The organism is Niabella insulisoli (genome assembly GCF_039652435.2).
Classification (GTDB): domain Bacteria; phylum Bacteroidota; class Bacteroidia; order Chitinophagales; family Chitinophagaceae; genus Niabella; species Niabella insulamsoli.
Map to the genome: position 1 here is coordinate 3,098,380 of NZ_CP190246.1, position 25,110 is coordinate 3,123,489.

A 25,110-nucleotide genomic window follows, 5' to 3' on the forward strand; every position below is an offset into this window, starting at 1 on the left:
CAGCTTCAATGCTTCGATAGGCAGGCGGCTGGTTTCATTTCGACATCTTTAAAACAAAAACAGTGGCTCAAAAAATAGCGATCATCGGCGGCGGCAATTTGGGAACTGCCATTGCTCAGGGTTTGATTAAAAGCGACTTCTCCAACCCTTCTGATATCACCATCACCAAACGAAATATCTCGACATTAAAAGGTGATCTTCCGAAAACCGTAAAGATTACAGACGACAATTTGAAGGCAGTAGCGGCTAATGAAACTATTCTGTTGGCAGTAAAACCCTTCCAGATCGAAGGCATCATGAAAACGATTGCGCCCGCGCTGACTAAAAAGCATATGCTGATTTCCGTTATCACCGGCGTCACGGTCAGCGATCTCAAAGAAATGGCCAAAGCGGAACTGCCTGTTTTTCGCGCCATGCCCAACACGGCTGTGGCCATCCAGGAAAGTATGACCTGCATCAGCTATGAAAACGCCACGGACAAACAGGTTCAGTTTGTAACCAAAATGTTTAATACGGTTGGAAAAGTTTGCGTCATCGATGATAAACTTATGGATGCCGCCACGGTGCTGGGCGCCTGCGGCACGGCTTTCGCGCTTCGATATGTGAGGGCCAATATCCAGGGTGGCATCGAAATTGGTTTTGACGCTAAAACCGCCAGCCTCATTGCGGCGCAAACCGTGAAAGGAGCGGCGGAACTACTGCTGTCTAATAGCAGCCATCCTGAGCAGGAGATTGATAAGGTGACCACTCCAAAAGGGTGCACTATTGTTGGGCTGAACGAAATGGAACACCGCGGGTTTAGTTCCTCGCTGATACGTGGCGTGATTACGAGTTATAAGAAAATTGCCAAAGATTAATTGCTAAAATACTTCTCGAGTATCGCTAATACCGTCTCGCGTTTGAGGGGCTTGTTGATCAATTCTTTTATTTCCGGCAACAGTTGGGCTTTGTTTAAATCCGCAGGATTGGAAGAGGAAGTCAGGATGATAATCGGCACGTGAAGATCGGATGTTTTGGAATCATTAGACAACTTCTCTACAAACTCCCACCCATCCATTTTGGGCATATTGATGTCGAGGAAAATAAGATCGGGATGCATATAACCATCCTCCTTTTTCGTCAGGTAGTCGAACGCTTCTTCCGCACTTTCAAAACTTCTAATATGTTTGGCACAGTCGAGTTTATTTAAAATGACTGTGTTAATAAAATTAGCTGCCTTGTTATCATCGATCAGTACTACGCAGTTCAATTTAATTGCGGTATTCATAGCGTTTTAAAGATGGTAAATGTAAAAATACTTCCATAAGGTTCGTTGGGATGGACATCTATAGTGCCTTCGTGCAAATCTACAATTTTCTTGCAATGCGCCAGCCCGATGCCCGTGCCTTCGTAGCTACTGCGGGCATGCAGGCGTTGAAAAATCCGGAAAATTTTATCCTCGTATTCCTGCTTCACGCCAATGCCATTGTCTTTTACCGCGAAGCGCCAAAACCCTTCTTCCTCAACGCATTCGACCGCCACAATCGGCGGCCTGCCCGGCTCGTTAAATTTAAGTGCATTGGCAATCAGGTTTTGAAACAATAGTCTCAATTCGGTACGGTAGGCCTTCACTACCGGTAATGCACCAATATCAAAAGCCGCTCCTGATTCTTTAATTTTAGCCGCCAGGTCTTTAATCACCGACGACACAATGAGATTGCAGTCTACTTCTGAAAGTTCGCTATTCTTTCCAATAAGTGAATAATCCAATAGCGCTTTGATAAGCCGGCTCATTCTTTCTGTCGATTCCCTGATAAAACTTAAATATTGGCTGCCTTGCTCGTCGAAATGGCTGCCATAATCTTCTTCCAGCAGTTCCACAAAACTCATTACCGTTCTTAAGGGCTCTTGCAAATCGTGCGACGCGATATAGGCAAACTGTTCCAGCTCGCGGTTTTTATTTTCAAGCTCATGATTTTTTACAGTTAACACGTTGCGGGCTTCGACGCGATCGGTTATATCCCTGATCGCAGCGCTTACAAGCACGCCTTCGTCGGTTTCCAGCGGACTTAATGATATTTCGATCGGAAACTCTGCGCCGCCTTTTCTCAACCCCTTCAATTCGAGATTAGCACCCATCGGCCTCACTTTCGGATTAGAAAAAAAATGGTCGCGATGCCCTTTATGATTTCCCCGAAACCGTTCGGGAATCAATAGTTCTACCGGTTTACCTACCAATTCTTTTTTCTCATATCCAAAAATATTCTCCACCTGCGTGTTTACCAGTTGGATCAGGCCATCCCGGCTTACAATCACCATGGCGTCGGGTGCGCTTTCCAAAAGACCTCGAAACATATGTTCCGCGCGTTTTCTTTCGGTAATATCACGAATAGCAGCAGACGCAAACGTCCCTTCCTCCGTTTTTAAAGGGCTTAAGGAAATTTCGGCCTGAAAAGTGGAACCGTCTTTACGCCGGCCAAACAGTTCTAAGCCTTTTCCCATATTGCGGCTCGTAGGGTTTCTAAAATAGCTGTCGCGGTGGCCCTGATGATGGGTCGAAAAAGGTGTCGGCATCAGCATCTCTACATACTGTCCTAACAGTTCATCTCTGGTATATCCAAATAATTTTTCGGTTTGCGCGTTGGCGAGGATAATCTGGCCCAATTTATTGACGATCACCATTGCGTCTGGCGCCGTCTCGAGCAGGGCCTGCGCCTTACTCGCCAGTTTATACGTTTGGCTCACGGGCCTCAACACGGCTGAGAAACCAACAATCCTTTCGTGTTCATCAAGAATGGTGGCGTATTGAATAAAGGCAAATTTTCTGGAACGATTGGATAAAACGATCTCAGTTTTTACGGGCTCGATCGCTTCGGCGAAGGTCAGGCGCTCCATAATCATTTCAAACGCTTCGTGATGTTCGGGAGACAACACCGTGTGAAACGGCCGCCCTAGTAAAAGTTCATTTTTGTTCTCGGGCTGAAAAAGTCCCAATGCCGCAATATTGGCATAAGCAATCTTTCCTGAAAGGCTTATCCCCAGGATCGCATCCTTTGCTGAGTCTGTTATATAATTTTTCAACCTGTCAACAAAATGGTTCAGAATAAAATATACCCAAAAAAATAGGCCGCAAACGATCGCCCCGAAAGACGCTATTGCACTTCCGGCCAATAGGCTTTCGCAACCGATAAAATCAGCTCGGGGCCCATTCTTACTTTGAAATCGGGATCAATGTGTTGAAATTTGATTTCGCCCTTTTTATTAAGTATATAAACCGCGGGCACCGGTAGCAGATTCCTGGTGTTTTTTCCACCGGATGCCTCTGTTAAAAATGAATGATAATTTTTGGGCGCCACAAAAGCAATCCCTAAATGCTCCGCCAGCGCCAAATCGGCATCGGAAAGCAGCGTATAAGACAGTTTTCTTTTCTTAATTGTTTCTGACATATTTTTAGGGCTATCGGTGCTCACGGCAAAAACCTGATAACCGATTGAGTCGAGCGAGGCAAATGCTTTCTGTAAACCCGCCAATTGCACCTGGCAATAAGGGCACCAGCCGCCCCGGTAAAATACAAGGATGGTCGGCCGGTTTTTAAAAGCCTGTCCCAAATCGACCAACGCGCCGTTGGCATCGGGTAATTTTTTATCTGCAATAGTTTCGCCGATAAAAAGCGGTTTGACCTCCTGCGGCTGCGCCGGCGCCTGATATTCCTGGCCGGTAACATTAAACACATTCATCAGGCAACAAAAAAAGACGGCAAACCTTATCGGGATCAACTTAAAAATCATGCAAAGCGTTTTATACTTATTCTAAAATTTTAACGATGTGTCACTCAGCGTTAAAGATTACAAAGGAAAGGAATTTTTGTCATCTAACCCTGTAAGGCCCGCCGCATCAGTGAAAGATCATGATTTGCATCATCGGTTGATAAAAATAGAAACTGGTCTTTCATTTATCCGGCGAAAATTAATACCTTTGTGCGACCTCAAAAATTTTCCTCGTCGGTTATTTTCTGTCGGTCGCTTTGAGTTTTTTCATTTAGTATTTTTAAGTTATAATTATTGTTTGCATGGCATTGGATTCCCGTGGGGCGTCCTTTGAACTCATGCTGCTTAAATCATTTTTGGTATGGCCAAGTATATTTTTGTTACGGGTGGTGTAACTTCCTCTTTGGGAAAAGGTATTATCGCGGCGTCGCTGGCGAAGCTGTTGCAGGCGCGCGGTTTTAGAGTGACCATTCAGAAATTTGACCCTTATATTAATATTGACCCGGGAACTTTAAATCCCTACGAGCATGGAGAATGTTACGTCACAGAAGACGGCGCTGAAACCGACCTTGACCTGGGGCATTATGAAAGGTTTTTAAATATTTTCACTTCCCAGGCAAACAATGTGACAACAGGCCGCATTTATCAAACCGTAATCAACAAAGAACGCGAGGGCGCTTATTTAGGGAAAACCGTTCAGGTGGTGCCCCATATTACCAACGAAATCAAACGCCGCATGATGGAGCTGGGCAACACCGGCGACTATGATATTGTTATTACCGAAATCGGCGGTACCATCGGCGATATTGAAAGCCTGCCTTTTGTTGAAGCCATTCGCCAGTTGCAATGGGAACTGCCGGAAGAAAATACGGTGGTCATTCATCTAACTTATATCCCCTACCTGAAAGCCGCCAAAGAACTAAAAACAAAACCGACGCAGCACAGCGTCAGGATGCTGAGCCAGGAAGGCGTTAGTCCCGACATTATTGTTTGCAGAACCGAACGGCCGCTGACGCCAGAGCTGAAGAGAAAAATTGCATTGTTCTGTAATGTAAAACAGGAAGCCGTTATCGAAGCCGCCGATCAGTCTACGATTTATGAAGTGCCTTTGGCAATGCTTCGTGAAAAGCTCGACGTAACCTGTCTTAAGAAAATGAATATTACGGGATATAACGAACCCGAACTGTCTAAATGGCGTACTTTTCTTGACAAGCTAAAATACCCTAAAACAGTGGTCCGCATTGGATTGATCGGAAAATACCTGGAGCTGCAGGATGCGTACAAATCGATACTGGAAGCCTTTGTGCATGCCGGCGCGGTGAACGAATGCCAGGTGCAAATTGTAAATGTGCACAGCGAATATATAACCGATGAAAACGTAGAAGAGAAACTGGCAGGCCTCGAAGGATTGTTGGTAGCGCCGGGGTTTGGGCTGCGGGGTATCGAGGGAAAAATAACCGCCGTAAAATATGCGCGTGAAAACGGACTGCCATTCTTCGGTATTTGCCTGGGCATGCAGATGGCAGCAATTGAATTTGCCAGAAACGTACTGGGCATTACAGCTGCCAACTCTACGGAGATGGACGAGAACGCTACAGAACCTATTATTGATTTAATGGAAGAACAAAAACTGGTTACTGAGAAAGGCGGCACCATGAGACTGGGATCTTATACCTGCGCTATCCGGCCCGACAGCCTCGCTTATGAAATTTACGGATCGGAGACCATTACCGAAAGGCATCGCCACCGCTGGGAGTTTAATAATAAATATCTCGAAGCATTTGAAAAGGCAGGTATGATCGCGAGTGGGAAAAACCCTGATAGCGGACTGGTTGAATTTATTGAATTAAAAGGGCACCCTTTCTTCGTAGGCGCGCAATACCACCCCGAATTGAAAAGTACGGTTGAAAATCCACAGCCTATTTTTGTTCATTTTGTAAAAGCTGCCATTGCACGCAGTACCGCCACGCCGGCCGCACAAAAACCGGAAATGGCAAAATTATAATTTCGATATATATTACTATATACACAATCAGGCTCTTTATAGGAGCCTTTTTGTTTTTCATGAATTAATAAAATCTGCTACCAACCTATTTTTTATCTATATAATTACTACATTTATCCATAAATCATTTCCATTATAAAATTGCGATGCAAGTATGAAAACAATTAACAGGTCTCAACTTTTTGTGGCAAGCTGTCTGGCTTTATTGGTCACTTCCTTATCATTCGGCATCAGGGCCGGTATCCTGAACCAGTTGGGCACCGACTTTGGCCTCGACAACGCAGAGCTGGGTACGATTGCCGCCACAGCGTTTTGGGGCTTCCCGTTGGCAGTGGTTTTAGGCGGTTTTGTGGTAGATATCATCGGCATGAAAAAATTGCTGCTGTTTGCTTTTATCTTTCATTTGTTAGGCATTCTGCTGACCATTTTTGCAGGCGCATTTGGCAACCCATTCTGGAATTTATTTTTTTCAACCCTGTTAATAGGCATTGCGAACGGCACCGTGGAAGCAGCCTGCAATCCGCTGGTTACCGCGCTTTTTCCTGAAAACAAAACGACAAAGCTCAACCATTTCCATCTTTGGTTTCCTGGCGGCATTGTTTTAGGAACGCTCATTGTTTATTTCTTTAATAAAGCCGCGATTGGCTGGCAAATGCAGATGGCGATGATGTTAATTCCTGCCTTTATCTATGGCTTTCTTTTTTCAAAAAGAGACTTTCCCGTTACAGAGCGCGTAGCAAGCGGCGTTTCGACCGCAGAAATGTATCGGTCGCTGGGCAAACCGCTGTTTATCTTTATGCTGATCTGTATGTTTGGCACCGCTATTACCGAATTGTTTACCGGCCAGTGGATCGATATTTTGTTAAGAAATGTGACAGATAATGCCCTGCTGGTATTAACCGTTTCAACCGGCGTTATGGTGATCGGCCGTGCCTTCGCCGGCCCTATTGTGGAGAAACTTGCACCTCAGGGTGTGTTGCTCATGTCGGCCATTGTAGCCACGGTTGGCCTCTATCTTTTAGGCAATTCGAGCGGCAATACGATATTTATCGGCGCACTCATATTTGGTGCAGGTGTTTGTTATTTCTGGCCCACGATGCTGGGGTTTGTTGCAGAATATTTACCCAAAACCGGGGCCGTGGGGCTGAACCTTATGGGTGGCGCCGGCATGTTCGCCGTATCTGTTTACATGATGTTTATGGGTGGATTTTACGATCGCGTGATTGCTGAAAAACTACCTGCCGGCGCTGATCTGAAACTGTATAATTCAGCCGAAGCTACACCCGATATGAAGCTGGCCCTGGCTGAAGCCAACAAAGCTGCCGGGCCGGAAATCATCAACACAACCCTGATTATTCCTGTTATTTTAATCGCAGCATTTATTGGCCTTAATTTATATATGCGCCAAAGACAACGGGCAACTATTTAATCAATCGAATATAAAACATGAAACCATCTATTCGACTTCAACTTTCCTCCATGATGTTTCTGGAGTTTTTCATCTGGGGGGCGTGGTTTGTAACACTTGGCACCTATTTGGGCACCAACCTCAACGCTAACGGCCTCGAAACGGCCAATATATTTTCCAGCCAGTCCTGGGGCGCCATTATCGCCCCGTTTATCATTGGCCTCATCGCAGACAGGTTTTTCAACGCAGAAAAAATTCTGGGCGTGCTACACCTCATCGGCGCTGTTTTAATGTATATGATGTATCAATCAGAAACCGCTGGTTCATTTTATCCCTACGCCTTAGGTTATATGATCGCTTATATGCCAACGCTGGCGCTGGTGAATTCGGTGTCCTTCCGGCAAATACAAAACCCGGAGAAGCAATTTCCTTCAATCCGTATTTTCGGCACCATTGGCTGGATCATAGCCGGGCTTACCATCAGCTACGTTTTTCATTGGGATAATGAGCAAAACAATACCTCAACAGATAGCTTAAGAAATACATTCTTAATGGCATCGGCAGCATCACTGGTTTTGGGGCTGCTCAGTTTTACGCTTCCCAAAACGCCTCCGAAAAAAGCGGGCGGCGGGGCGTCCTTAACTCAAATTTTGGGACTCGATGCGCTACAGCTTTTAAAAAACAAAAACTTCCTGATCTTTTTTATCTCATCCATCCTCATCTGTATCCCGCTGGCGTTTTATTATCAAAATGCCAACCCTTTTCTCACAGGCATTGGACTAGAAAATCCAACGGGAAAAATGACGATTGGACAAATGTCTGAGGTATTTTTTCTTTTGCTATTGCCGGTTTTTTTCAGGAGATTTGGATTTAAGAACACGATTCTTGTCGGCATGCTGGCCTGGGCCATCCGCTACCTTTTATTTGCTTATGGCAACGCCGGCGAATTGGCGTTTATGCTGATCATTGGCATTGCGCTGCATGGCATTTGTTATGATTTCTTTTTTGTTGCCGGCCAGATTTATACGGATGGAAAAGCCGGCGAAAAATATAAAAGTTCTGCACAGGGATTAATTACTTTGGCCACTTACGGCGTCGGACAATTAATCGGGTTTTGGATCGCCGGTTTTGTAACGGAGCATTATAAATCGGTTCAAAATTCAGACAGTTACTGGCATAATGTGTGGCTGGTACCCGCGGGCATTGCGGCGGTGGTTTGCTTTCTATTCGCCGTGGTTTTTAAAAACGATAAAACAAAAACAGTAGATGCAAAATAGAAGAAACATGATCAAAACGCTTGCCGCCGGCTCTCTGGCTGCAGGCCTTTCGCCATTAAGCAGCATGGCGGCCAATCAAACACAAATGGATAAACTAAAAGGAAATATCAATCACAGCGTTTGCCAGTGGACCTTCGGCAAAGTGCCCCTGGAAGAATTATGTACGGTCGTTAAAAAAATGGGCCTGTCGGCTATTGACCTGTTAGGGCCCAAAGACTGGCCTACGATTCAAAAGCATGGCATCACCTGCAGCATGTGTTATATTCCCGGCAAAGTGAGCCTGGTAGATGGGTTTGCAGGCAAAGCCTTTCACGATTCGCTGGTGAAGGATTATGAAGAAGGCATCCCGCTGGTGGCAAAAGCCGGTTATAAAAATCTGATTTGTTTCAGCGGCAACCGGCGCGGCATGGATGATGAGACGGGACTCAACAACTGCGTTGAGGGCCTGAAAAGAATACTTCCACTGGCCGAGAAACATGGTGTGGTGCTGGTAATGGAATTGCTAAACAGCAAAGTTGATCACAAAGACTATATGTGCGACCACACGGCCTGGGGCGTGGAACTTTGCAAAAGGCTGGGCAGTGAAAACTTCAAACTGCTTTATGACATTTATCATATGCAGGTTGACGAAGGCAACGTCATCGCCAATATCAAAGCGAACCACCAGTATATTGCACATTACCATACCGCCGGCGTACCCGGCAGGCATGAACTCAACGACCAGCAGGAGCTTTATTACCCGGCGATCATGCAAGCTATTGTCGATACCGGGTTTAAAGGGCATGTGGCGCAGGAATTTATTCCTACCGGAAAAACCGATGCTGATAGGTTTAAAGCGCTCGAAGCGGCCGTGCGGGTTTGCGATGTTTAACCCTGAAGCATGATTACAAAAACGATTACGTATTAGCTAACAAATCACCTTTCACCACATTAAAAGTATCAAAATGGACAGAAAACACTTTCTCAAGATAAGCAGCGGCGCGGCTTTGGGCATGATGTTGACTTCATGCGCCGGAGGCAGGGCGGCTGCTAATAAAGGGACAATCAAGAACCTGGGCATTCAACTCTACTCTTTAAGAGACGACCTGCCCAAAGATTCCAAAGGCATTTTAAAGCAACTGGCGGGCTTCGGTTACAAAGAAATCGAAAGCTACGAAGGCAAAGATGGCATGTTCTGGGGCATGAAAAACACAGACTTTAAAAAATACATGGACAGCCTCGGCATGAAAATCACCAGCAGCCATTGCGACTATACCAAAGATTTTGAACGGAAAGCGGCAGAGGCGGGCGAAATCGGTATGTCTTATTTAATCTCTCCCTGGGTGGGTAAACAGCGCCGGCTCGATGATTATAAAAAAATAGCCGAAGGCTTTAACAAGGCGGGCGAAATTTGCCGTAAAAACGGGTTACGCTTCGCTTATCACAATCATGATTATTCTTTCAAACTTCAGGATGGGGCTTTCCCGCAGGATATTATGATGACGAACGCGGATCCCGCTTTGGTCGATTTTGAAATGGATATGTACTGGGTGGTAACTGCGGGCGAAGACCCGGTGGAATGGATGAAAAAATACCGCTGGCGTTTTAAACTATGCCATATCAAAGACCGAAAAAAAGATGCGCGCGTAAGAGCCGGCGAAGAAAACCAAAGCTGTATCGTAGGCAAAGGCTCGATCGATTATAAATCGATTTTGGCACAGGCCAAAAACTTAGGCATGCAGCATTATATATTAGAGCAGGAAGCGTATGAAAAAGAACCCATCCAATGCGTGAAAGAAGGCGCTGCCTATCTCAATCAATTGGTATTCTAAAGCAACGATTTCAACCTTACTCATAAAAAAAGATGTAGCGTATATTTTGGCTACATCTTTTTTTTACTAAACGTTTGTCTGATTATTTCAGCGCTTTGATAATTTCAATAAAGTCGAGCGCGACTAAAGATGCGCCACCCACTAAACCTCCATCTACATCGGGGCATGCAAAAATTTCCTTTGCGTTATTGGCTTTTACACTGCCTCCATATAAAATAGAAATTTCATCGGCTACTTCCGCACCGTATTGGCTGGCCAAAACAGAGCGCAGGTGTGCATGCATTTCCTGGGCCTGCTCGGTCGAAGCTGTTTTACCGGTTCCAATGGCCCAAATGGGCTCGTAAGCGATGACCACTTTTTTGATTTCGTCGGCAGATAAATGGAACAAAGATTCTTTTAACTGCGTTTCAACAAATGAGTTTTGCGTATTCGCTTCGCGGATGTCTAAGGGCTCTCCGCAGCAGAAGATCGGTGTAATATTTTTTTCCAGCAACAGGTTGAGTTTCTCTGCCAACATCTGATTGCTTTCTTTAAAATATTCCCTTCTTTCGCTATGGCCGATGATGCAATGCTTGATATTGATCGAATCCAACATATCTACCGACACCTCGCCGGTATAAGCGCCCGATTTTTTATTGCTGCAATTTTGAGCGGCAATGAAATAATTTTTCAGGGAAGTCGTCTTTTCCTTTGCCATAATGAGGTAAGGGAAAGGAACCGCGAATATCACTTCGTGGTGCACTTTGCTTCCCAGGTCGTTTTCCAAAATATCGCCCAAAAGTTGTTGTCCTTCCAAGTAAGTCAAATTCATTTTCCAGTTTGCTGCTGCAATTTGTTTTCTCATTTTTTATTGTGTTTATTGAATTTATTATAAATATCTGTCAGCACTTGTTTCTCTGACGCTGTTAATACGGCTCCCTTCAATTGTTTCCAGGCATCTGCATCGCGTAATGCTTTTTCTAAGTCGTAAGTGGCAAACTTATACTTTTTTATTATTTTTTCTGGCTCATCCGTCACACGAAATTGAGATAGTTCCGGAAATTCCGCTTCCCGAAAAGACTCAAATCCCCAGCTAAACGCGGGAATATATTTCGGCGTAAGTTCATTACCAAAAACATGCGCACTCACACCCACGATGGTTCCCGTATTTATCGATGTGTTGATGGCAGTTCTGCTAAAATCGCCCATCACCACGCCGCTTTTTTTGCCCGACATAAACATCGTATCGCCTAAATGGTGATGAATATAGCCCACATTATTTTTCATGTTGCTACAGGAGGTGCCGGCTCCAAGATTACACCATTCGCCAATGACCGAATCGCCCAAATACCCGTCATGTGCTTTATTAGAGTTAGCAAAAAATATGGAATTTTTAATTTCCCCGCCAACCACACAATGAGGCCCGATCGTTGTGGCGCCATAAATTTTAGCGCCCATTTTTACAGTTGCCTTTTCCCCGATGAAGACTGGGCCCCGAATGCAAGTACCCTCCATCACCAATGCATCTTTTGCAATATAAACCGGCCCTTCATCCGCATTGATAAAGCAATGCCTAACCACGGCGCCTTTCTCTATAAAAATATCCTGCGGCCTGCTCACGCCGTTCGATTGCTCAATCGCACTAAAATCGTTATGCTGAACCAGTAAATCAATATCGAATAAAAGCGCGTTTTTATTCAGGCTACACAGCCATGGCGCAAACTCCATCCTGGCGGCGTCTTTAGCGACTATCTGCCTTTTAGCCGGCGCGGGCTTGCCATTGTTATCAATATACTTTTTTGTAATGAACCGCACCAGGGGTATTTCGTCCTCAGATACCAGCGCCTCGCCCTGCTTTAATTCTTTAATCTGGGCGATTAATTCCCTGGACGGCAGTAAATCGCATCGAACCAGATACACCTGCGCAGCGCCATCCAATTCTTCCCAAGAAATAACAGGGCCCGGATCAGGTAAAAGGCTTTCCCCCTTCAAATCAAAAGATTTTAATCCGAGGCTACGTTCCCATTTTTCACGATTTGTCAGCGCGCCAATCCTGAAATCCTGCAGCCGCCTCGTTAATGAAAACGGGTATAATTGCCAAATATTGCAACCGGACTGCGTAAATATAAGCTGCTTCATAACTACGGCGAAAGATAGGACAAAAGGATGTGAAGATGAAAACCAAGTTAGGAGAAGGACGAACCGGCTTTTTTACAAAACTGCAGTGTCATCAATAAAAAAACCCTGCCGGAGCAAGGTTTTAATAACTTATCAATTTCTTGTTGAAACTTATTTTTTGGCGTATTTCCTTTTGAACTTGTCGATACGTCCTGCAGTGTCAACCAGCATATTTTTACCGGTAAAGAAAGGGTGAGAAGTGCTTGAAATCTCCAATTTAATTACAGGATACTCGTTGCCATCTTCCCATTTGATGGTTTCTTTGGAATTGGCAGTCGACTTGCCCAGAAAAGCATCACCATTACTCATGTCTTTGAAAACCACGAAACGGTAATTTTCAGGATGGATACCTTGCTTCATAACTTTATGATTTTTAAGGTTGTACGGATTTTGCCGTACCGGTTATAAATTAATTTTAGCCTGAAGGCCTGCTTCAGAGAGGTGCAAAGTTAAGAGAATTACTGGTAAAAAGCGAAAATTATCAGCTTCTCATGTTTTCGATCTGTAGCGGGATGTCTAAATCCCAACTTTTAGAGGCCTGGATTACCGCCTGCAAATCGTCTATTTTTTTGCCGGTTACGCGCACAAGATCGTCGTTGATGGAAGCCTGCACCTTCAATCCGGCATCTTTAATCTGCTTCACTATCTTTTTTGCATCTTCCTGTTTCAGGCCATTTCTTACAGAAATTTCTTTTTTCCAGGCTTTCCCGATCATGCTGCCTTCTTTGCTCAGATCAAACGCTTCGGGGGCGATGCCCTGTTTGTGAGCGCGGTTCACCAACACGTCGATCAGCTGCTTCATCTTCATATCATCTTCCGTTTCTACCTTCAACAGATAATTTTTCTTATCCAGATCTATCACCAGGTGCGACCCTTTAAAATCAAAACGGTTGGCAATTTCTTTTGAAACTACGTTCACAGCGTTATCGAGCGCCTGCGCATCTACCTTACTTACAAAATCGAATGATGGCATAAATATTTGCTTTCAATTTAAAAATAAAACCGACGCTCAAAGATAGTATACAATCTGCGTGAAAATGCAGGCAGAGCGCTAAATTTGAAGCAGCAAGATAATTATGGATACCTATATTGATTTTCGTTCGGACACCGTCACCCGGCCATCAGCGGCCATGCTAGAAGCGATGCAACAGGCGCGCGTGGGCGATGATGTTTTTGGAGAAGACCCCACTGTCAATGAACTGGAGCAATTGGCGGCGGGTATGTTTGGCAAAGCGGCGGCTTTGTTTTGCCCCAGCGGCACGATGACCAACCAGATTGCGATCAAGTGCCACACCCAACCGGGAGATGAGGTTATTTGCGATGCAGATGCGCATATTTATCAATATGAGGGCGGCGGCATTGCGTTTAATTCAGGGTGCTCGGTAAAATTATTACCCGGCGATCGCGGCCGTATCAGTGCCGAGCAGGTGCAGGAAGCCATCCAGCCGGATGATGTGCATCGCGCCAGCACCAGCCTCGTATGCATTGAGAATACCAGCAACCGGGGCGGCGGCAGTTGTTATGACATTACCGCGCTTGAAGCAATAAAAGAAACTTGCACAGCGAATCACCTGGCCTTTCACCTCGATGGCGCCAGGTTGTTTAATGCCCTGATAGCAAAACAACAAACGCCACAACAATATGGCAACCTGTTTGACAGCATTTCGATATGCCTGTCTAAAAGCCTCGGATGCCCGGTGGGCAGCCTTTTGCTGGGCCCGGCAGATTTTATAAAAAAAGCGCGGCGGATCCGAAAAGTTTTTGGGGGCGGCATGCGGCAGGCCGGCTATCTGGCGGCCGCAGGAATTTTTGCCTTGCAAAATAATATCCAAAGGCTACAGCAGGACCATATCCGCGCAAAAGCGATTGCTGAGGCATTGCAGGGATCAACGTATGTAAAGCAGGTATTACCGGTTGAAACGAATATTATTATTTTTGAAACACAGGGGCTGAGCGCCCACGAACTTGTGGCGCAACTTGAAGCGGATCGTATCCTCGCCTATGCCATTGCTCCGCAGAAAGTCAGGCTGGTACTACATTTGGATATCACAGATGAAATGGTTGACAGAACTATTCATAGTATCAAAAACCTGAAATGACACGGCTTTTAGCCTTTCGCTAATTTGCGCTTATCTTAGTGCCTCTTATTATCATCTCTTTTAATTTGAATTTATATGTTGCCAACAATCAACCCAACCAAAACCAAAGCCTGGAAACAGTTATTAAAACATGCCGAAGAAGCCAAAGGATGGAGTATGCGCCGGCTTTTCTCCGAAGATCATCAACGCGCCGCAACCTTCTCCCTACAGCACGGCGATATTTATTTTGATTTTTCAAAAAACCTGATCAGCGATTATACGCTGCAACAACTGTTGCAACTGGCCGCGCAAACAGAAGTGACCAAAGGCATCAGGGCTATGTTTGGCGGTGCAGCTATTAACCAGACCGAAAACAGATCCGTGCTGCATGTGGCATTGCGCAATTTCAGCGGCAAGCCGGTTAAAAGTGGCGGCAAAGACGTGATGCCTGAAGTAAAAGCCGTACAAAAAAAGATGCGCGCATTTTGCGAAGCGGTTCACGCGGGCAAGCATGTCGGCTACACCGGTAAGAAAATTAAATCCATTGTAAACATCGGCATCGGCGGCAGCGACCTTGGGCCGCTGATGGTGACCGAAGCGCTGAAACCTTACACTGTTAAAGGCATCGAAGCACACTTCGTATCAAATGTGGACGGCACCCATATCGCCGAAACCTTAAAAAAAATCAATCCTGAAACAACGCTGTTTTTGATTGCTTCCAAAACCTTTACCACGCAGGAAACCATGACCAACGCGCACACCGCGCGCGACTGGTTCCTGAGAAAGGCCAAAGATGAAAAGCATGTCGCCAAACACTTTGTAGCATTGAGCACCAACGGCGACGCGGTAAAAAAATTCGGCATTGACCCCAACAATATGTTTGAGTTCTGGGACTGGGTAGGTGGCCGCTATTCACTGTGGAGCGCTATCGGCTTATCGATTGCGCTTACTATCGGTTATGATAATTTTGAAGCGCTGCTCAAAGGCGCCCATGATGCGGATGAACATTTTAAAAACAAAAAGTTTGAAAAAAACATTCCGGTGATTATGGCGCTCGTAGGCCTTTGGAATACGACATTTTTGGGGGCGCAATCGGAAGCCATCCTGCCCTACGACCAATACCTGCACCGCTTCGCCGCTTATTTTCAGCAAGGCAATATGGAAAGCAATGGCAAAAGCATCGACAGAAACGGCAAAAAAGTCACCTACCAAACGGGGCCGATTATTTGGGGCGAACCGGGCACCAACGGCCAGCACGCTTTTTACCAATTAATCCACCAAGGAACAGAACTGATACCCTGCGACTTTATCGCGCCGGCGCAAACGCATAACCCAATCGGCGACCATCACGCCAAACTGCTCAGCAATTTTTTTGCACAAACCGAAGCGTTGATGAACGGAAAGAACCTCGCTGAGGTGAAAGCCGAATTGAAGCATCAGGGAATGGACAAAGCCGCCATCAACAAGCTGGCGCCTTTCAAAGTGTTTGAAGGTAATCGGCCTACCAATTCTTTCCTTATTAAAAAAATAACGCCGTTCACCCTGGGGCAATTGATTGCTTTCTATGAACACAAGATTTTTGTACAGGGCATTCTATTCAACATCTTCAGCTTCGACCAATGGGGTGTGGAGCTCGGCAAGCAATTAGCCAACAAAATATTGCCTGAGCTGGAAAGCGATGCAGCTGTTACCAGCCACGACAGCAGCACCAATTCGCTGATCAACCTGTTCAAAAAAATGAGAAAGGGATAGTTGCCCCAATCGCGCAGCTGGAATTAAATATATTCTTGTTGAATAAGAATCTTAAGCTGATTACAAAAAACTTCAACAGTTCTGTGTAATCAGCTTTTTTTTTGCATCATGCCTCAAAACAGAGGTATATGAAATCATTACTGATTTGCGTTTCGCTTATCATTGCCGGCACCTTATGTTGGGCCCAAGCGCCCCGACTGAAGCTTGAAATGCAGCCTGCGCCGCGAAACTTAGGAGATTTGCTGGACACCAGTCAGATGTACCATTCATCTCTGGGCTATGTGGCAAAATTAAAACAGGATCATATGCCCTGTATCCTTCCCTATCCGCCAGCAACGCCCATTCCAGGCGCACATAAGGCAAAAAACTTACCGAACCAAATACCCAATGCCTGGCGTGACAAACCCTTAAAAAAAAGTGCCAACGGACTATTCGACTTAAAAAATAAAAAGCCAATGTTTAACTACCGCCACCGCGATAGCGCTTTAAAGCGGCCCCCATTGCTATATCCGGCTCCGCCGCCTCATGAAAAATATGGAAGGTGACCGGCGGTCAATGATATGGTTTTAATTGCTCCGCTAGTATTTGCACGCCTTCGCCCGCAGGTTTTTCAATAAGCGTGAGATGGGGCATACTTCTCAGGTAGGGTATCTTTTTATCCACCACAAACTTAGGATGGTGAGGCGGCACCAAATCTACCAGGCCGGCCGCGGGATACACTACAAGCGAAGTACCCACCACCACAAAGATGTCTGCCTCCATCACCAATTGCGCCGCAGGCTCAATCATCGGAACGGCTTCGCCAAACCACACAATAGCGGGCCGCAACTGGCCGCCATCCGGCGCTTTATCGCCCAATTTTATATCCGTTTGAATATCATAACAAGGCGCGTAAGATTTTTCGCTACGCATTTTAAATATTTCGCCGTGCAGATGAAGCACCTTTGAGGAGCCTGCACGTTCATGCAGGTTATCAATGTTCTGGGTAATAATTGTTACGTCAAAAAATTGTTCTAAGGCAGCCAGCCCGATATGCCCGGCATTAGGCGCGGCGTCCAGCGCCTGCTTTCTTCTCATATTATAGAAATCGAGCACCAGCGCGGGATTTCGCTTCCATCCCTCGGGCGACGCCACCTCAGTAACATCGTAACCTTCCCAAAGGCCGTCGCCATCCCGAAAAGTTTTAATACCGCTTTCAGCGCTGATGCCAGCGCCCGTAAGCACTGCCAGTTTTTTCTTCATACCGTAAACTTATACATTCCTTTTTACAACTGCCCTGCTCCTGCGGAATCTTTTTAAGATAAAAAGAAATACAAGCACTCCTATCCAGACCGGCCAAATAGTCAGGAGGCCGATGCATAAATCTGTAAAGAGCTTTCCGCCGTCCGAGAAAGCTCTGACAATCCGGCTACCCAGACCCTGTCTTCCAGTCTCTGCGTTATAACCTGCCAGGGGTTCAAAAAAGGTGAGGTTGATCGTACTGTATCGCGCGGCACCCGAAAGCTGCGCCAATTGGGCTGTTGCGGACTCTATGTCTTCCTGTATATCGTTAATCTGCTGTTGCACCTTTAATATATCTTCCACTTTGCTACTTTGTTTTAGCAGCTCCATATATTTCTGGCGCGTTGCTTTTCTGGTTTCCAGGCGTGCCTGCATATCAATGACATCCCGGGTTACATCCTCTGACGTGATTTCCCTTTCCAGTTGTTTGGCATCTTTGCTTTCCAGCTCGTTTAGCAGCGTTTCAAATTGCAATACCGGCACTTTAAGGGCCATCACAGTTTGTATCCTATAATCGTTGGTGCTGCTATATTCTTTTGATATATAGCCGCCATACCTTTTTACCAGATTCCGAATGAATGATGTGTAGGGCCCGTGCTTTTTTACTTCCAGCGAAACGTTAGCGTTTTTTATGATCTGCTTTTCTTTATGAACAGCTGCTGGAACCCGAATGGCTACGGGTGCTCCGGCAATATCCGATCCGCTATACTGCGGTGCCGGCTCAGCATTTATCGCAGCATCACCAGCTGGGGCCTGGTTTTCAGCTTGTTGCGGCATCACTTCATTTGCTGATATTTCATGCGGAGCTACTTCTTTGTTTTGAAGGGAAGAGCAGGCTTGCAGAAGGCAGGGCAAAACAATCATCGCAAAAAACAAGCCTTTCCTAATGTAGATTTTCATTTGTATATTTTTAGGATTTTTGGATCGAAAGACAGTTAACAGGTAGCATTTTTTCTTTGTGCAGGTGCCCATCTGACTTCACGGGCAAAGAGCCGCCTAGCAATCACGCTTTGCAAATGCAAACTTTTTTATGCTTCATTTCATTTATAATAAAAGCAAGTCCTATCGCGACAGCAACGTTCCCGCAAACGCCGGATGTTTGACTGCATGCTTGGTTGTGCTGCATTTCATCAGACACTTATTGATACCGCATCCACAAAATGGTAATCCATAAACTTTGTTAATATATAAAACAAAGGGTTGATTAGCATCGTCCAAAGGCTTTCTAATCAACCCTAAACCTGCAAACTTTTTAATCGCTAAGCTTCAGACATTTTCAAAACCAACTCCCACTCTTCCGGTTTAACGGACTGCGTGGACAGCCGCCCCAACCGCACCAGGTCCATATCGGCCAGTTTTTTCTCGGCTTTTATCTGGGCCAGCGTTACCGGCTTTTTCAATTTTTTAACCGGGGCCACATCCACGGCTACCCACCGGTCATCTGCTGTTGTAGGGTCCTGGTAGGCTTCTTTAACGATTTTCGCAATGCCGACGATTTCCGTTCCTTCATTACTATGGTAGAAAAACGCGAGATCGCCCTTTTTCATGGCACGCAGGTTTAACCGCGCCGCATAATTTCTTACTCCATCCCATACCGTTTTTTTGTCTTTTACCAATTGATCCCAACTGTATTTAAAAGGTTCTGATTTTATAAGCCAGTACGCCATATTTATTTTAGATTTATGATTTTGTGTTCGGTGAAATGATCTAACTTTCGATTATATTTTCGCAAATATAAAAAATCGTCTCTTGCAACAATTGAGCATTTGGGAATTGGAATCGTTTTATGCGCCCCAGGACATCGTGATCGTTGGGGCCGGCTTTACCGGCTTGTGGACCGCCATTTGCCTGAAAGAAAAATATCCGTCCAAAAAGATCACCGTTGTAGAAAGAGGCGTAACGGCGATGGGCGCTTCGGGGCGCAATGCCGGCTTCGCCTGTTTCGGCAGCCTCACTGAAATACTTTCGGACATAAAAAACCTGGGCGCCGAAAAAACAGCACAACTGTTGCTTTGGCGCTTTGAAGGCTTGAAAACAATACGCCAGTATTTCAACGATATCACCATCGATTACACGAACTCCGGGGGCTTCGAACTGCTCACGACCGATGAGCCCCTGAGCCAATTGTCTGCGGTTAACAGCCTTTTGTATGATATCACCGGCTCAACCGAAACCTTTGTCTTAAAGAACGAGATGATCGCCTCCTTTGGTTTTGAAGGCGTTTCGCATTTGATGGAAAACAAATTTGAAGGCGCGCTTCACCCGGGAAAACTGCTCAGCGCGATGTTGAAAAAAACCGTGGCCCTCGACATTCAAATGATGTATGGGACAGAGATTAAAAGTTTTGAGGAAAATAGCCAGGGTGTAACGCTTCAGACCGCCCATAAACAGGCGCTCTTAGCGCAACAGGTTATATTCTGCACGAATGCCTTCACGAAAAATTTATTGCCTGATTTACCCATTGTCCCTACGCGCGGCCAGATACTGCTGACAGAGCCGCTGCCCGATTTGAAATGGAGCGGCGTTTTTCATTTTGATGAAGGTTATTATTATTTCCGGAACCTGAACAACTGTGTACTGCTCGGCGGCGCCCGAAACACCTCAATCGCTTCGGAATACACGCAGGATAACATTACCACCCTGCCTATTCAACAGGCGCTGGAAGATTTTTTATATAAAATGGTGTTGCCCGGGCAACAACCAAAAATTACACACAGGTGGGCGGGTATCATGGCAACGGGCTCCGAGAAAATGCCGATTGTCAAACAACTCAGTGATCGAACTTTTTGCGGCGTCCGCCTTAGCGGCATGGGCCTCGCCCTTGCTCCGTCCGTTGCCAAACAACTTGCGGCAATGGTGTAGAGGTGAACAACTTCTTCAAGCTTTAGGTTCGTTGGAAAGACCTTTTAAATACCGTTTTCACACCAAAAAAGACCAAAGCATGAAACGGATCTATTTATTTAGAAACACCACTTTACTGATGTTGGCAGTCTCCTGCAACACCCAGCCTACTGCGGAAAGCAAAAATGTGTATGCGCCCATTTTAAAAAGAGCGCAGTGGATATTGGGCTCCTGGACGCAAACCGTCGACGAAGCTGTCACTACAGAAAACTGGACAAAGCTGAGCGATTCGGTATTTGCAGGGGAAAGCTTTACCGTCGTGCGCGGCGACACGGTGTTCTACGAATCAGTAACCTTTTCTCAGAAAGTAAAAGATGCTTTCTATAATGTGTCGCTACGCAACGAAAAGCCTCCGGCCCCTGTGTCTTTTCAGCTGACAAGTCAAGATGACTCAATGCTTGTTTTTGAAAATAAAAAGCATGATTACCCTACTAAGATCAGCTACAGGAAAATAACGCAAGATTCTATTTTTGCTGAAATATCGGGCCTAGTGAACGGGACAGAAAAAAAGCAGGGCTTCCCGCTGAAACGCCTGCCTGCTTTAAAATAATAATATGCAAATGGAGATTTTATTTCCTACACTATCGTCCGCACCCCTTCCGCTATAACAGAAGAAAAGACGCCTGGCTTATATCCGATCCGCTCTTCATAAAACGGTATTATTTGCTCTTTAAAATCATCAAATTGCTCACGCTTTACCAAGGCTATGGCGCAACCGCCAAATCCAGCGCCGGTCATTCTGGCGCCAATGCATCCTTCAAAAGTTTTTGCAAATTCAACAATCGTGTCAAGCTCAGCGCCTGACACTTCATAGAGGTTTTGCAAAGAATCATGCGAAGCATACATCAGCTCACCAAAGGTTTTAATATCGCCAGATAGCAATGCATCCTTTGCTTTCTTTACCCTTTCATCCTCCGCTACCACATGGAGCGCCCGGTTTTCAACGACAGGATTATTAATCAGCTGTTTATTAGCATTGAAATCTTCCATGCTTATTTCGCAAAGATGTGTGATATTCAGCTTTTGTTGCAGGGCCTTCAGGGCCGTGCGACATTCGTTGAAACGCTCATTATACTTCGACTCTACCAGTTTGCGCGGTTTATTGGTATTGATGATAGCGAGGACATAATCGCCGATTTCAAATGGCAGATATTGATAATCCAGCGTATCGCAATTGAGCAACACGGCATTGGAGCTTTTGCCCATTGCCACCGCAAACTGATCCATGATACCGCTGTTCAACCCCATGAAGTCGTTCTCAACACGTTTGCCCAGCAGCGCTAATTCCACCCTGCTCATACCTGCGTTAAACATTTCGTTGAGGGCATGAGCCGTCAACACTTCTATCGACGCGGAAGAAGACAAACCCGAACCTATCGGTAAGTTGCCTGAAAAAAGAAAATCGAGACCCGTGAGATCGATACCCGCTTTTGAGCATTCATGGATGACACCAACAGGGTAGTTAAACCATTCGTCGCCGGCTTTGCTATAAGCACTTTGTAGCGCCACATCAGTTGTTTCGGGGAAGTCAACAGCGCGGAACCTGAAAATATTTTCATCGTTTTTGGCTACCAGCAACGTAGTGCCCATCGTAATAGCACAAGGCATTACCATGCCTCCGTTGTAGTCGATATGTTCTCCGATCAGGTTTACCCGCCCGGGGCAAAAGAAAATATGTTCAGCTGCTTTATTAAATTTCTTCTCAAATTCAATCTTCAAATTATCGATAGTCATGTCAATTTTATATTTTTAACAAAAATAAATGTATGATTAATATATCTGAGCAACGACGCGGCACGCATCCGAACGGCAAAGCAATTTTTGTTTATACATTACAAAACAAGCCCGGGACCATTGTTCACATCACCAACTACGGCGCCATCATTATGGCGATAAAAATAAAGAAATCCGACAACACTTATAACGATATTGTGCTGGGCTTTGAAGAACCCGCTCAATACTGGAATGCAGCCTACCTGGCAAACTATCCTTATTATGGCGCCGCTATTGGCCGCTATGGCAACCGCATTGATAAGGCTTCGATCCAAATTGATGATAAAACTTATCCATTAAACAGCCACAATCCTGGTTTTCAATTGCACGGTGGCGTGGAAGGTTTTGATAAAAAAGTGTGGGAAAGAATCGACGGGCGCGCAGATGAGCTGATTTTGCAATACATAAGCCCCGACGGCGAAGAAGGTTTTCCGGGCGAACTGACGGTTCAGATTCGTTTTAAACTGAATGACGAAAACGAACTGAGCTATGCCTATCACGCTACCACCGACCAACCTACCGCGGTAAATTTGACACATCACAGCTATTTTAATTTAAACAATGGCGAAGGCAATATTCATAATCATTTATTGAAAGTAAACGCCAGCCAATATTTGGAGCAGGATGATAATTATTGCACCACAGGAAAGGCCATCGCTGTGGAAGGAACGAGGAATAATTTTAAAGACTTTCGCAAAACCGGCGACATTGAAAACCCTGAAGAAGGCATCGACATTAGCTTTCCGCTGGATGAAACAGGATTAAATCAGGTGGCGGCCGAAGCTATGGTGGAAGGCCAGGATATAAAGCTTCAGGTTTTTACGACCGAGCCGCTGGTACATTTGTATAATTCGCGCTGGTCGCCCGCCATTACAGGAAAAAACGGAACCCCATACGCTGCGTTTTCAGGATTCTGCTTTGAAACGCAGAAACATCCGAATGCAATCAGGATTACAAGTTTTCCCAATACGATTTTAAGGCCGGGAGAGGTTTATCAAACTAAGACAGTGTACAAATTTATAACGCCCGATATTTAACTCATTTCATCCTGAAAATATTTCATTTCCTCGCGAAAGTCGAGAAAAGCATATTTTGACATAAGCTGCTTCGCTTTTTCAAAATGAGTTTTAAGGAACTGTTGATGGGCGTTTGTTTTCGGCTGAAAAGCCTTATGTTTTCGCGCAATAGTAATGGGGCGTACCTGTTTCATAATTTGCTGTGAAGCAGGATCTATGCAGCTTTCCGTAAATTTCTCCAATACAAATTCCGTAGCCTGATAATTGGGATGCGCGAAGTCCACATCATAAAAACGATAATCGCGAAGCACATCAATCACTAATTCATAAGCCGGAAAATAATACACGTCCGGAAACTTATCAACAAGGTGATGTACCACTTCGATAAGCCTTGCTTTGCTGCGGTTGTTATCGATAACGCCATCGCGTAAATGCCGGACGGGGCTGACCGTAAACAGGATCTTGATCTTTGGGTTAAAAGTGCGAAGCCGATGATACGTATTATCCATTGCGGCTATAATCTCTTCAATGCCGAGCAATTTTTTGTAAAACCATTGTGCGGGCGCGCGGTGGCAATTGGCCACGTGCATATCGTGACGTTCTTTTTCAGGAATGTCGGAAGAAAGGATATAAGAAAATGCGGACCCCAGTGTAATAACCACCCAATCTGCTTCTTTTAAAAAGTCGTGCGCCTGCGAAACCGATGTGTTTATATGGTGCAACACTTCACCTTTCTCCATGCCTGAAAAACGCGAGTGATGGTGCCAGGAATTCCAAAGTTCATTAAGATAAAATAAATCAGCTTCGGTATATTTTCGATTTTCCACATACGCAATAAGGCTATGGCGCACGCTGGCCGGCTCAAACAAAATACCATGTGGATTTTGCAACACTTCAAACTTGTATTCTGCAAGGGCATTGCCGATATGCTCGGTGAAGCAGGAGCCGATCAGCAATATTTTATCGCCGTAAGCCATTGGCTTTGGCAATTGCGGCATATGGATCGATGACATGAATTCCACGGTACAGGAAATGAGTTTTTAATTTTTAAAGGGTTGCGCGTTGCTTCATCACTTCGTATAAAATCATTCCGGTGGCCACCGAAACATTCAGGCTTTCGAAATTATTCTTCATGGGGATACGAATCCGTTCATCACAAATTTTGAGCAAAGCCGGATAAATGCCTTTTTCTTCACTTCCCATCACAACGGCGGCAGGCACAGAAAAATCGCAGTCTGAGATATTTTTTGAGGCGGTCATTTCTGAAGCAAAAACAGATACGCCATTGAGATGCAACTCATCCACGGCTTTCATTAAACTGTTCACGCGGCAAACGGCTATCTTTTCCAAAGCTCCGGCAGAAGTGAGGATTGCATCTTCATTTAACGCACCCACACCTTTATCGGGTATGATAATCGCATGAACACCGCAACACCAGGCGGTTCTGGCTATGCCGCCAATATTGCGGATATCGGTGATACCATCTAAAATTAAAAACAAAGGTGTTTCACCCTTTTCAACAACAAAAGAAATAATATCCTGTAATTGCTGATACTGCACCCGCGCAATCTGCGCAATGCAGCCGCCATGCTCGCCCACATTAAAGCTATCCAGCTTTTGTCGCGGTACGTAGTTTACGGGCACGCCGTGTTGCGCTGCCAGCCTCTTCAATTCGGAAGCTTCCTGGCCAACATACCGTGTGTCTATATAAACCCTGTCGAGCGCTTTTCCTGATTGTAATGCTTCAATAATTCGTTCGGCGCCAATAATAAGCGAACTCTTTTTCGGCCTTTGCGGCGATCTGAAATTTTTCACAAGGCAAAGAAACGGAAAGTTGATGGTTTAAAACCGGGAAAGGCCGGAAAGCTTTGAGAGCATGGTTCATCGATTATGGAACGGTTATTC

At 45.4% G+C, this 25,110-nt stretch carries 25 protein-coding genes; 12 read left to right on the forward strand and 13 right to left on the reverse strand.

Going from position 1 to position 25,110, the window contains the following annotated elements:
• Nucleotides 1-62: 62 nt before the first annotated feature.
• Nucleotides 63-857: a pyrroline-5-carboxylate reductase gene (gene proC, locus ABDK00_RS12820; protein ID WP_346237002.1), complete on the forward strand. Its 795-nt coding sequence runs from the start codon at nucleotides 63-65 to the stop codon at nucleotides 855-857.
• Here proC and ABDK00_RS12825 read toward each other — a convergent pair.
• From ABDK00_RS12825 to ABDK00_RS12835, 3 genes are all read right to left on the reverse strand, one after another.
• The gene (locus ABDK00_RS12825; RefSeq protein ID WP_346237001.1) at nucleotides 854-1,267 is read right to left on the reverse strand and encodes a response regulator; all 414 of its coding nucleotides are present in this window, start codon (nucleotides 1,265-1,267) and stop codon (nucleotides 854-856) included. The genes proC and ABDK00_RS12825 overlap by 4 nt on opposite strands.
• Entirely contained in the window at nucleotides 1,264-3,060 is a 1,797-nt protein-coding gene (locus tag ABDK00_RS12830; RefSeq protein ID WP_346237000.1) for a PAS domain S-box protein, read from the reverse strand. Before ABDK00_RS12830 ends, ABDK00_RS12825 begins: the two co-directional genes overlap by 4 nt.
• 71 nt (nucleotides 3,061-3,131) lie before the next feature.
• Nucleotides 3,132-3,767 carry a peroxiredoxin-like family protein gene (locus ABDK00_RS12835; protein ID WP_346236999.1) on the reverse strand — a complete coding sequence of 212 codons (636 nt, stop codon included), beginning with the start codon at nucleotides 3,765-3,767 and terminating at the stop codon, nucleotides 3,132-3,134.
• Between the two features lie 340 nt (nucleotides 3,768-4,107).
• Here ABDK00_RS12835 and ABDK00_RS12840 point away from each other — a divergent pair, with 340 nt between their 5' ends.
• The 5 genes from ABDK00_RS12840 to ABDK00_RS12860 all read left to right on the forward strand — a co-directional run bounded on the left by ABDK00_RS12840 (nucleotide 4,108) and on the right by ABDK00_RS12860 (nucleotide 10,247).
• Nucleotides 4,108-5,751, forward strand: coding sequence for a CTP synthase (locus ABDK00_RS12840; RefSeq protein WP_346236998.1), 1,644 nt, complete (start codon nucleotides 4,108-4,110; stop codon nucleotides 5,749-5,751).
• A 154-nt stretch (nucleotides 5,752-5,905) separates the two neighbouring features.
• Entirely contained in the window at nucleotides 5,906-7,180 is a 1,275-nt protein-coding gene (locus ABDK00_RS12845; RefSeq protein ID WP_346236997.1) for an MFS transporter, read from the forward strand.
• Nucleotides 7,181-7,197: 17 nt separating this feature from the next.
• Nucleotides 7,198-8,436 (forward strand): nucleoside permease, encoded by a 1,239-nt coding sequence (locus ABDK00_RS12850; RefSeq protein ID WP_346236996.1) that lies wholly within the window; start codon nucleotides 7,198-7,200, stop codon nucleotides 8,434-8,436.
• Entirely contained in the window at nucleotides 8,426-9,307 is an 882-nt protein-coding gene (locus ABDK00_RS12855) for a hydroxypyruvate isomerase family protein (RefSeq protein WP_346236995.1), read from the forward strand. Before ABDK00_RS12850 ends, ABDK00_RS12855 begins: the two co-directional genes overlap by 11 nt.
• A 73-nt stretch (nucleotides 9,308-9,380) precedes the next feature.
• Nucleotides 9,381-10,247 (forward strand): sugar phosphate isomerase/epimerase, encoded by an 867-nt coding sequence (locus tag ABDK00_RS12860; protein WP_346236994.1) that lies wholly within the window; start codon nucleotides 9,381-9,383, stop codon nucleotides 10,245-10,247.
• An 82-nt stretch (nucleotides 10,248-10,329) separates the two neighbouring features.
• Here ABDK00_RS12860 and tpiA read toward each other — a convergent pair whose 3' ends face one another.
• The 4 genes from tpiA to ABDK00_RS12880 all read right to left on the reverse strand — a co-directional run bounded on the left by tpiA (nucleotide 10,330) and on the right by ABDK00_RS12880 (nucleotide 13,377).
• Nucleotides 10,330-11,091: a triose-phosphate isomerase gene (tpiA, locus tag ABDK00_RS12865; RefSeq protein ID WP_346236993.1), complete on the reverse strand. Its 762-nt coding sequence runs from the start codon at nucleotides 11,089-11,091 to the stop codon at nucleotides 10,330-10,332.
• On the reverse strand, nucleotides 11,088-12,365 hold the full coding sequence (locus ABDK00_RS12870; protein ID WP_346236992.1) for a putative sugar nucleotidyl transferase: 1,278 nt from the start codon (nucleotides 12,363-12,365) through the stop codon (nucleotides 11,088-11,090). The genes tpiA and ABDK00_RS12870 overlap by 4 nt, the downstream gene beginning before the upstream one ends.
• A 150-nt stretch (nucleotides 12,366-12,515) precedes the next feature.
• Nucleotides 12,516-12,764 (reverse strand): type B 50S ribosomal protein L31, encoded by a 249-nt coding sequence (locus ABDK00_RS12875; RefSeq protein WP_346236991.1) that lies wholly within the window; start codon nucleotides 12,762-12,764, stop codon nucleotides 12,516-12,518.
• Between the two features lie 121 nt (nucleotides 12,765-12,885).
• Nucleotides 12,886-13,377, reverse strand: coding sequence for a YajQ family cyclic di-GMP-binding protein (locus ABDK00_RS12880; RefSeq protein ID WP_346236990.1), 492 nt, complete (start codon nucleotides 13,375-13,377; stop codon nucleotides 12,886-12,888).
• A gap of 103 nt (nucleotides 13,378-13,480) precedes the next feature.
• Here ABDK00_RS12880 and ABDK00_RS12885 point away from each other — a divergent pair, with 103 nt between their 5' ends.
• The 3 genes from ABDK00_RS12885 to ABDK00_RS12895 all read left to right on the forward strand — a co-directional run bounded on the left by ABDK00_RS12885 (nucleotide 13,481) and on the right by ABDK00_RS12895 (nucleotide 16,779).
• Nucleotides 13,481-14,503, forward strand: a complete 1,023-nt coding sequence (locus ABDK00_RS12885; protein ID WP_346236989.1) for a GntG family PLP-dependent aldolase — start codon at nucleotides 13,481-13,483, stop codon at nucleotides 14,501-14,503.
• A 75-nt stretch (nucleotides 14,504-14,578) separates the two neighbouring features.
• Nucleotides 14,579-16,234 carry a glucose-6-phosphate isomerase gene (gene pgi / locus ABDK00_RS12890; protein WP_346236988.1) on the forward strand — a complete coding sequence of 552 codons (1,656 nt, stop codon included), beginning with the start codon at nucleotides 14,579-14,581 and terminating at the stop codon, nucleotides 16,232-16,234.
• 128 nt (nucleotides 16,235-16,362) lie between these two features.
• Nucleotides 16,363-16,779: a hypothetical protein gene (locus ABDK00_RS12895; protein WP_346236987.1), complete on the forward strand. Its 417-nt coding sequence runs from the start codon at nucleotides 16,363-16,365 to the stop codon at nucleotides 16,777-16,779.
• 7 nt (nucleotides 16,780-16,786) lie between these two features.
• Here ABDK00_RS12895 and ABDK00_RS12900 read toward each other — a convergent pair whose 3' ends face one another.
• The 3 genes from ABDK00_RS12900 to ABDK00_RS12910 form a co-directional block, all read right to left on the reverse strand.
• Nucleotides 16,787-17,476 carry an NAD-dependent deacylase gene (locus ABDK00_RS12900; RefSeq protein WP_346236986.1) on the reverse strand — a complete coding sequence of 230 codons (690 nt, stop codon included), beginning with the start codon at nucleotides 17,474-17,476 and terminating at the stop codon, nucleotides 16,787-16,789.
• Nucleotides 17,477-17,485: 9 nt separating this feature from the next.
• Nucleotides 17,486-18,415, reverse strand: a complete 930-nt coding sequence (locus tag ABDK00_RS12905; RefSeq protein WP_346236985.1) for a DUF4349 domain-containing protein — start codon at nucleotides 18,413-18,415, stop codon at nucleotides 17,486-17,488.
• Between the two features lie 359 nt (nucleotides 18,416-18,774).
• Nucleotides 18,775-19,182: an EVE domain-containing protein gene (locus ABDK00_RS12910; RefSeq protein WP_346236984.1), complete on the reverse strand. Its 408-nt coding sequence runs from the start codon at nucleotides 19,180-19,182 to the stop codon at nucleotides 18,775-18,777.
• 82 nt (nucleotides 19,183-19,264) lie between these two features.
• Between ABDK00_RS12910 and ABDK00_RS12915 the strand changes: the two genes are divergently transcribed.
• Together ABDK00_RS12915 and ABDK00_RS12920 are read left to right on the forward strand one after the other, a co-directional pair.
• A complete protein-coding gene (locus ABDK00_RS12915; RefSeq protein ID WP_346236983.1) occupies nucleotides 19,265-20,377 on the forward strand; it encodes an FAD-dependent oxidoreductase in 1,113 nt (370 codons plus the stop codon).
• Between the two features lie 79 nt (nucleotides 20,378-20,456).
• Nucleotides 20,457-20,966, forward strand: a complete 510-nt coding sequence (locus tag ABDK00_RS12920) for a DUF6265 family protein (RefSeq protein ID WP_346236982.1) — start codon at nucleotides 20,457-20,459, stop codon at nucleotides 20,964-20,966.
• 26 nt (nucleotides 20,967-20,992) lie between these two features.
• Here ABDK00_RS12920 and ABDK00_RS12925 read toward each other — a convergent pair whose 3' ends face one another.
• Nucleotides 20,993-22,150, reverse strand: coding sequence for a galactokinase (locus tag ABDK00_RS12925; RefSeq protein ID WP_346236981.1), 1,158 nt, complete (start codon nucleotides 22,148-22,150; stop codon nucleotides 20,993-20,995).
• 32 nt (nucleotides 22,151-22,182) lie between these two features.
• Here ABDK00_RS12925 and ABDK00_RS12930 point away from each other — a divergent pair, with 32 nt between their 5' ends.
• On the forward strand, nucleotides 22,183-23,226 hold the full coding sequence (locus ABDK00_RS12930; RefSeq protein ID WP_346236980.1) for an aldose epimerase family protein: 1,044 nt from the start codon (nucleotides 22,183-22,185) through the stop codon (nucleotides 23,224-23,226).
• Here the strand turns inward: ABDK00_RS12930 and ABDK00_RS12935 are convergent.
• Nucleotides 23,223-24,218, reverse strand: a complete 996-nt coding sequence (locus tag ABDK00_RS12935; RefSeq protein WP_346236979.1) for a GSCFA domain-containing protein — start codon at nucleotides 24,216-24,218, stop codon at nucleotides 23,223-23,225. The two genes, ABDK00_RS12930 and ABDK00_RS12935, sit on opposite strands and share 4 nt — an antisense overlap.
• A gap of 34 nt (nucleotides 24,219-24,252) precedes the next feature.
• Nucleotides 24,253-25,020, reverse strand: a complete 768-nt coding sequence (gene rlmB / locus ABDK00_RS12940; protein ID WP_346236978.1) for a 23S rRNA (guanosine(2251)-2'-O)-methyltransferase RlmB — start codon at nucleotides 25,018-25,020, stop codon at nucleotides 24,253-24,255.
• Between the last annotated feature and the right edge of the window lie 90 nt (nucleotides 25,021-25,110).

Bases quoted from the DNA above. Each gene is read 5' to 3' on its own strand.
- ABDK00_RS12825 (WP_346237001.1), bottom strand. From the start codon at position 1,267: ATGAATACCGCAATTAAATTGAACTGCGTAGTACTGATCGATGATAAC.
- ABDK00_RS12835 (WP_346236999.1), bottom strand. From the start codon at position 3,767: ATGATTTTTAAGTTGATCCCGATAAGGTTTGCCGTCTTTTTTTGTTGC.
- ABDK00_RS12840 (WP_346236998.1), top strand. From the start codon at position 4,108: ATGGCCAAGTATATTTTTGTTACGGGTGGTGTAACTTCCTCTTTGGGA.
- ABDK00_RS12845 (WP_346236997.1), top strand. From the start codon at position 5,906: ATGAAAACAATTAACAGGTCTCAACTTTTTGTGGCAAGCTGTCTGGCT.
- ABDK00_RS12850 (WP_346236996.1), top strand. From the start codon at position 7,198: ATGAAACCATCTATTCGACTTCAACTTTCCTCCATGATGTTTCTGGAG.
- ABDK00_RS12855 (WP_346236995.1), top strand. From the start codon at position 8,426: ATGCAAAATAGAAGAAACATGATCAAAACGCTTGCCGCCGGCTCTCTG.
- ABDK00_RS12860 (WP_346236994.1), top strand. From the start codon at position 9,381: ATGGACAGAAAACACTTTCTCAAGATAAGCAGCGGCGCGGCTTTGGGC.
- tpiA (WP_346236993.1), bottom strand. From the start codon at position 11,091: ATGAGAAAACAAATTGCAGCAGCAAACTGGAAAATGAATTTGACTTAC.
- ABDK00_RS12870 (WP_346236992.1), bottom strand. From the start codon at position 12,365: ATGAAGCAGCTTATATTTACGCAGTCCGGTTGCAATATTTGGCAATTA.
- ABDK00_RS12875 (WP_346236991.1), bottom strand. From the start codon at position 12,764: ATGAAGCAAGGTATCCATCCTGAAAATTACCGTTTCGTGGTTTTCAAA.
- ABDK00_RS12880 (WP_346236990.1), bottom strand. From the start codon at position 13,377: ATGCCATCATTCGATTTTGTAAGTAAGGTAGATGCGCAGGCGCTCGAT.
- ABDK00_RS12885 (WP_346236989.1), top strand. From the start codon at position 13,481: ATGGATACCTATATTGATTTTCGTTCGGACACCGTCACCCGGCCATCA.
- pgi (WP_346236988.1), top strand. From the start codon at position 14,579: ATGTTGCCAACAATCAACCCAACCAAAACCAAAGCCTGGAAACAGTTA.
- ABDK00_RS12895 (WP_346236987.1), top strand. From the start codon at position 16,363: ATGAAATCATTACTGATTTGCGTTTCGCTTATCATTGCCGGCACCTTA.
- ABDK00_RS12900 (WP_346236986.1), bottom strand. From the start codon at position 17,476: ATGAAGAAAAAACTGGCAGTGCTTACGGGCGCTGGCATCAGCGCTGAA.
- ABDK00_RS12905 (WP_346236985.1), bottom strand. From the start codon at position 18,415: ATGAAAATCTACATTAGGAAAGGCTTGTTTTTTGCGATGATTGTTTTG.
- ABDK00_RS12910 (WP_346236984.1), bottom strand. From the start codon at position 19,182: ATGGCGTACTGGCTTATAAAATCAGAACCTTTTAAATACAGTTGGGAT.
- ABDK00_RS12920 (WP_346236982.1), top strand. From the start codon at position 20,457: ATGAAACGGATCTATTTATTTAGAAACACCACTTTACTGATGTTGGCA.
- ABDK00_RS12925 (WP_346236981.1), bottom strand. From the start codon at position 22,150: ATGACTATCGATAATTTGAAGATTGAATTTGAGAAGAAATTTAATAAA.
- ABDK00_RS12930 (WP_346236980.1), top strand. From the start codon at position 22,183: ATGATTAATATATCTGAGCAACGACGCGGCACGCATCCGAACGGCAAA.
- ABDK00_RS12935 (WP_346236979.1), bottom strand. From the start codon at position 24,218: ATGTCATCGATCCATATGCCGCAATTGCCAAAGCCAATGGCTTACGGC.